This is a genomic window from Mesorhizobium sp. M7A.F.Ca.ET.027.03.2.1, from assembly GCF_003999175.1.
Classification (GTDB): Bacteria; Pseudomonadota; Alphaproteobacteria; order Rhizobiales; family Rhizobiaceae; genus Mesorhizobium.
On record NZ_RZOM01000228.1, the window covers coordinates 1 to 6,794 of the forward strand.

Annotated in this window: 6 protein-coding genes; all 6 read left to right on the forward strand. The window is 64.2% G+C overall.

Annotated features, from left to right (window positions below):
* Nucleotides 1–342: ANTAR domain-containing protein (locus EN750_RS12530; RefSeq protein WP_127396609.1), on the forward strand; the 342-nt coding region annotated here is incomplete at its 5' end.
* A gap of 2 nt (nucleotides 343–344) precedes the next feature.
* Entirely contained in the window at nucleotides 345–1,583 is a 1,239-nt protein-coding gene (locus EN750_RS12535) for a CmpA/NrtA family ABC transporter substrate-binding protein (protein ID WP_189526167.1), read from the forward strand.
* A gap of 356 nt (nucleotides 1,584–1,939) precedes the next feature.
* The gene (locus tag EN750_RS12540) at nucleotides 1,940–3,256 is read left to right on the forward strand and encodes a CmpA/NrtA family ABC transporter substrate-binding protein (protein WP_127396611.1); all 1,317 of its coding nucleotides are present in this window, start codon (nucleotides 1,940–1,942) and stop codon (nucleotides 3,254–3,256) included.
* Between the two features lie 70 nt (nucleotides 3,257–3,326).
* The gene (gene ntrB, locus EN750_RS12545; protein ID WP_127326483.1) at nucleotides 3,327–4,217 is read left to right on the forward strand and encodes a nitrate ABC transporter permease; all 891 of its coding nucleotides are present in this window, start codon (nucleotides 3,327–3,329) and stop codon (nucleotides 4,215–4,217) included.
* Nucleotides 4,218–4,228: 11 nt separating this feature from the next.
* On the forward strand, nucleotides 4,229–5,026 hold the full coding sequence (locus EN750_RS12550; RefSeq protein WP_127396612.1) for an ABC transporter ATP-binding protein: 798 nt from the start codon (nucleotides 4,229–4,231) through the stop codon (nucleotides 5,024–5,026).
* Between the two features lie 4 nt (nucleotides 5,027–5,030).
* A partial coding sequence (gene nirB / locus EN750_RS12555) for a nitrite reductase large subunit NirB (protein WP_145967601.1) occupies nucleotides 5,031–6,794 on the forward strand: 1,764 nt, incomplete at its 3' end.

The window sequence follows — 6,794 nt, forward strand, 5'->3', positions numbered from 1 at the left end:
GACCAGGCCTCGATCGAGGCGGCGGTCGATGCCGGCGTTTCGGCCTATGTCGTCGACGGTCTGCGGCAAGAGCGCGTCAAGCCGATCCTCGACATGGCGGTCAGCCGTTTCAACGCTTTTTCGCGCATGGCGCGCGAACTGGAAGAGGTTCGCGGCGAACTCGAGAGCCGCAAGGTGATCGACCGCGCCAAGGGCATCCTGATGAAGTCGCGCGGCCTCTCCGAAGAGGCCGCCTACACGCTGCTGCGCAAGACGGCGATGAACCAGAACCGCAAGATCGGCGACATCGCCCAGAGCCTGGTGACTGCCGCCGGGCTGCTCGGACCGGCGGAGGATGAATGAGCATGGGCGCCGCGCACCAGATCACCGCCGGTTTCATGCCGCTTTTCGACAGCGCCGTGCTGGTCGCGGCCGGGGAGCTTGGCTTTGCCGCACGAGAAGGCATCGACCTCACCCTACACCGCGAGACGTCCTGGGCCAACATCCGCGACCGCATCGCCATCGGTCACTTTCATCTCGCGCATATGCTGGGACCGATGCCGCTCGCCTGCAATCTCGGGCTGACGCCACTCGCTTCGGAAACCATCGTGCCGTTCTCGCTCGGGCTCGGCGGCAATTGCGTCACCGTCTCCAACACCGTCTGGGCCGGAATGGTGGCGCACGGCGCCGAAGCCGATCTTGATCCGGCGCGCGCCGGTGCGGCGTTGCGCGCGCTCATTCGCGAGCGCGCTGCGGCCGGTGGCGACCCGCTGCGCTTCGCCGTGGTGCATCCGCATTCCGGGCACAATTACGAACTCCGCTACTGGCTCGCCGCCTGCGGCATCGATCCGGGGCGCGAAATCGAGATCGTCATCGTGCCGCCGCCCTTCATGGCGGATGCGCTGGCCACCGGCCGCATCGACGGGTACTGCGCAGGCGAACCTTGGAACAGTGCTGCGGTTGCCGCCGGCACCGGGCATATCGTCACCGTCAAGGCGCGGATATGGCGTAACAGCCCGGAGAAGGTGATCGGCGTGCGCAAGGCGTGGGCAGACGAAAACCCCGAGGCACTGGCGGCGCTGCTGCGTGCGCTGCATCACTCGGCGCGCTGGTGCCAGGATCCGGCCAACCGTGGCGAATTGGCAGCTGTGATGGCGCAGGCCGGCTTTCTCGGCCTGCCGCCGGCCGTGCAGATGCCGATCCTGACCGGTCATCTCCGACTGGGCGGCGGCGCGGAGCGGACCATCGACGACTTCTTCCTCCCGTTCGACAAGGCAGCGAACTTTCCATGGAAGAGCCATGCGCTGTGGTTCTACACGCAGATGGTGCGCTGGGGGCACGTGGCTCACACGCCGGAAAACCTTGCCATCGCCCGCAACTGCTACCGGCCCGACCTCTACCGTTCGGCTCTGAAGCCGCTTGGTGTGGCGCTTCCCGGCGCCAATTCGAAAGTCGAGGGTGCGCTCCAAGTTGCCACCGCAGTCGGCGCGACAGGCGCCGGCCTTGTGCTCGGTCCGGACGGTTTCTTCGACGGCCAGATCTTCGATCCGGACGAGGTCGACGCGTACATTACCGGCCAGAATTCGGCTCGCGCGGAAGCCTGATCATTTCCGCGTCATTCTTGTGCATTGCACAAAAATTGTGCGCGCGATTGCCCGAATGAACAATCTTTGGCCTTCCGGCTATACGACCCGGTGCGTCCGCGATCGGCGCGGGTTGCTGATTTAATTGATCTTTTTCACCTCTCTCAAAACTGGCACGGTTCCTGCTTTGAAATAGACAGGCCCTTCGCGGGTCACGGAACAGGCGTCCAACGACGGGCGCCACAGGCAAAGCTGCCGCTCAGGTTAATGCGCGCTCCCGGTCACCCGGACGCGAAGACCTGGCTGGCGGCTTTTTTGTTTTGATCAACACGCAATCGACGACGCGGATCCCAAGCCGCGCCCAACCGGAGACGACGATGACGAAACGGATCAGGACTGGAACGACCCTCAAGGACATGACGCGCCGCGATTTTCTCGTCAGCAGCGCGATGACGGCCGGCCTGTTCGTGGCGGCCCGCAAGCTCTTCCCTTCCGGCGCCTATGCTGCGACCGCCACTCCGGAGGTCACCGGGGCCAAGCTCGGCTTCATTGCCCTCACCGATGCGGCACCGCTGATGATCGCCAAGGAGAAGGGGCTGTTCGCCAAGTTCGGCATGCCCGATGTCGAGGTGCTCAAGCAGGCCTCCTGGGGTGCGACACGCGACAATCTGATGCTCGGCGGCGCGGCCAACGGCATCGACGGCGCCCATATCCTGACGCCGCTGCCTTACCTCATGCACACGGGCAAGGTGACGCAGAACAACCAGCCGATGCCGATGGCGATCGTGGCGCGGCTCAACTACGACTGCCAAGGCATTTCGGTCGCCCAGGAATATGCCGGCACCGGTGTCGGTCTCGACGCCTCGAAGCTGAAAGACGCTTTTGCCGCCAAGAAAGCGGCTGGCAAGGAAATCAAGGCCGCCATGACCTTCCCGGGCGGCACGCATGATTTGTGGCTGCGCTACTGGCTGGCGGCCGGTGGCATCGATCCCGACAAAGACGTCTCGACCATCGTCGTGCCGCCGCCGCAGATGGTGGCCAACATGAAGGTCGGCAACATGGACGTGTTCTGCGTCGGCGAGCCGTGGAACGAGCAGCTCGTCCATCAGGGCGTCGGCTTCACCGCCGCCACGACGGGCGAATTGTGGAAGGGCCATCCGGAAAAGGCGCTCGGCCTGCGTGCCGAATTCATCGAGAAAAACCCGAACGCCACCAAGGCGATCCTGATGGCCGTCATGGAAGCCCAGCAATGGTGCGAGGCCAGCGACAACAAGGACGAGATGGCCGCCATCATCGGCAAGCGGCAATGGATGAACGTGCCCGTCGCCGACATCATCGGCCGCCTCAAGGGCGACATCAACTACGGCAATGGCCGCGTCGCCAACGGCACCGATCTTTCCATGAAGTTCTGGAAGGGCGGCGTCTCCTATCCGTTCAAGAGCCACGATACGTGGTTCCTCGCCGAGAACATCCGTTGGGGCAAGTTCGCGCCGACCACCGACATCAAGGCGCTGGTCGATCAGGTCAACCGCGAGGATCTGTGGCGCGAGGCGGCCAAGGATCTCGGCGTTGCGGCTGCCGACGTTCCGGCGTCGTCGTCGCGCGGCGTCGAGACCTTCTTCGACGGCAAGATCTTCGATCCGGCCAACCCGTCCGCCTATCTCGATAGCCTGAAGATCAAGGCATCGGCCTGAACCCCTGCGCAAACGGCACATTGCGCCGTTTGTCGCTCGAATTATCTGCCCCACGGAGTTTTCCCCAGACATGTCGATCCAGACTATCGAGGACACCAAGGTGAAGGCCTTTCCTGCCAAGCCGGCGGAGGTCATCGCCTTCACTGCCAAGGCACGGCGTCGCTTCGAGCCGCTAGCCATCGCCGGCAAACTGGCAAGCGCGCTGGTGCCGCCCATCATCGTGATCGCGCTGATGCTGGTCGTCTGGCAGATCGCCTGTTCGTCGCCGACATCAAGCCTGCCGCCGCCGACCCAGGTGTGGAACGAGGCCTACGATTTGATCGCGCATCCGTTCTTCGACAATGGCCCGCAGGATATCGGTCTGGCATGGCGCGTGCTGATCTCGCTGCAGCGTGTTGCCATCGGCTTCGGCCTGGCGGCGGTGGTCGGCGTCGCGCTCGGCGCGCTGGTCGGCCAGTCGATCTGGGCGATGCGCGGCCTCGACCCAGTGTTCCAGATCCTGCGCACGGTGCCGCCGCTGGCCTGGCTGCCGCTGTCGCTGGCGGCGTTCCGCGATTCCAGCCCGTCGGCGATCTTCGTCATCTTCATCACGTCGATCTGGCCAATCATCATCAACACTGCGGTTGGCGTGCGTAACATCCCAGAGGATTATCGCAACGTCTCGCGCATCCTGCGGCTCAACCAGTTCGAGTTCTTCGTGAAGATCATGGTGCCGGCCGCCGCGCCTTACATCTTTACCGGCCTGAGGATCGGCATCGGCCTGTCCTGGCTTGCCATCGTCGCCGCCGAAATGCTGACCGGCGGCGTCGGCATCGGCTTCTTCATCTGGGACGCGTGGAACTCGTCGCGGCTGCCCGACATCATCGTCGCGCTCGCCTATATCGGCGTCACCGGCTTCTGCCTCGACCGTCTGGTCGCGGCGGTCGGCGCCTTCGTCACCCGCGGCACAACGGCAAAGTGAGGAGAGGGGCGATGACGGCCTATCTGAAGCTCGACCATATCGACAAATCCTTCACGCGTGGTGCCCAGGTCAGCGAGGTGTTGAAGGACATCAGGCTGACCATCGACAACGGCGAATTCGTCTCCATCATCGGCCATTCCGGCTGTGGCAAGTCGACCTTGCTCAATCTGATCGCCGGGCTGACCAAGGTGTCCGCCGGCGCCGTGCTGCTCGAGGACAAGGAGGTCGACAGCCCAGGACCGGAACGCGCCGTGGTGTTCCAGAACCACAGCCTTTTGCCGTGGCTGACCGTCTACGAAAACATCAATCTGGCGGTGTCGAAGGTCTTCGGTCGTTCGAAGAGCAAGGCCGAGCGGCATGACTGGATCATGCGCAATCTTGACCTCGTGCAGATGGCGCATGCCAAGGATAAACGCCCGGCAGAAATATCGGGCGGCATGAAGCAGCGCGTCGGCATCGCCCGGGCGCTGGCCATGGAGCCGAAGATCCTGCTGCTCGACGAGCCGTTCGGCGCGCTCGATGCGCTGACGCGCGCCCATCTGCAGGACGCGGTGATGGACATCCACTCCAGGCTCGGCTCGACGACGATCATGATCACCCACGATGTCGACGAGGCGGTGCTGCTTTCCGACCGCATCGTCATGATGACCAATGGCCCGGCGGCAACCATCGGCGAAGTGCTTCCCGTGCCGCTGGCGCGGCCGCGCCGGCGCGTCGAACTCTCTTCCGACCGGACCTTCCTGCGCTGCCGCGAGGCGGTGCTGAAGTTCCTCTACGAACGCCACCGCTTCGTCGAAGCCGCGGAGTAGCACCATGAGCGAAAGACTTGTCATCATCGGCAATGGCATGGCCCCCGGGCGCATGCTCGAGCACCTGCTGGAACAGGCGCCGGGCCGCTACACCGTCACCATCTTCAACGCCGAGCCCCGCGTCAATTACGACCGCATCATGCTGTCGCCGGTTCTGTCGGGCGAGAAAGCCTATGAGGAGATCATCATCCACGGCGACGGCTGGTACATCGCCAACAACATCACCCTCTACAAGGGCCACAAGATCGTCACCATCGACCGGTCAGCGAAGACCGTCACGTCAGATCATGGCGTCACCGAACCCTACGACAAGCTCGTCATCGCCACCGGCTCGGTGCCGTTCATCATTCCGGTGCCGGGCCATGATCTGCCGGGCGTGCTGACCTATCGCGACCTCGACGATGTGCAGGCGATGATGCTCGCCGCCCAGTCGCGGGCCAAGGCGGTGGTCATCGGCGGCGGCCTGCTCGGGCTGGAGGCGGCAGCAGGGCTGAACGCGCAAGGCATGGACGTCACCGTGCTGCATGTCATGCCGACGCTGATGGAGCGCCAGCTCGATCCCGCGGCCGGCTATCTGCTGCAGCGTGCCGTGGAGCAGCGCGGCATCAAGGTGATCACCAAGGCTAACACACAGGCGATCACAGGCAACGGCAAGGTCGGGCAGGTGGAGCTTGCTGACGGCACCATTATCCCAGCAACGCTTGTGGTGATGGCCGTCGGCATCAGGCCGAATTCGGCGCTAGCGAAACAGGCCGGCATCGCAGTCAACAGGGGCATCGTCGTCGACGCCGGAATGCGCAGCAACGATCCCGACATTTACGCGCTCGGCGAATGTGCCGAGGTCAACGGCCAGGTCTATGGCCTCGTCGCGCCGCTCTACGAGATGGCGCGCGTTACAGCCAGCCAGCTTGCCGGCAACGAAGCGGCGGCCTTCGTCCATATGGACACGCCGACCAAGCTCAAGGTCACCGGCATCGACCTGTTCTCGCTCGGCGACTTCGCCGAGGGCGAGGACCGCCAGGAGATCGTGCTGCGCGATGCGGCCGCCGGCGTCTACAAGCGCCTTGTCCTGAAGGACGACCGCATCATCGGTACTGTGCTCTATGGCGAGACGGCTGATGGAGCCTGGTTCAACGACCTCAAGAAGAAGCAGACCGATATTTCCGAGATGCGCGACACGCTCATCTTCGGCCAGTCCTACCAGGGGGGTGCCCCGCTGGACCCTATGGCGGCCGTTGCAGCCTTGCCGGATGATGCGGAAATCTGCGGCTGCAACGGCGTTTGCAAGGGAAAGATCACTGGCGCGATTACGGGGAAGGGCCTGACCTCGCTCGACGACGTGCGCGCCCACACCAAGGCGTCAGCCTCCTGCGGCTCCTGCACCGGGCTGGTCGAGAAGCTGATGGTGCTGACCATCGGCGACAAATACAATCCGGCGGCGGTGCAGCCGATGTGCGGCTGCACGACGCTCGGCCATGACGAGGTGCGCCGGCTGATCATCGCCAAGGGCCTGAAGACCATTCCCGCCGTCATGCAGGAACTGGAGTGGACGACCTCCTGCGGCTGCGCCAAATGCCGGCCGGCGCTCAACTATTATCTCGTCTGCGACTGGCCGGACGACTACGCCGACGACTACCAGTCGCGCTTCATCAACGAGCGCGTACACGCCAACATCCAGAAGGACGGCACCTATTCGGTGGTGCCGCGCATGTGGGGCGGCGTCACCAACGCGGCAGAGCTGCGCGCCATCGCCGACGTCGTCGACAAG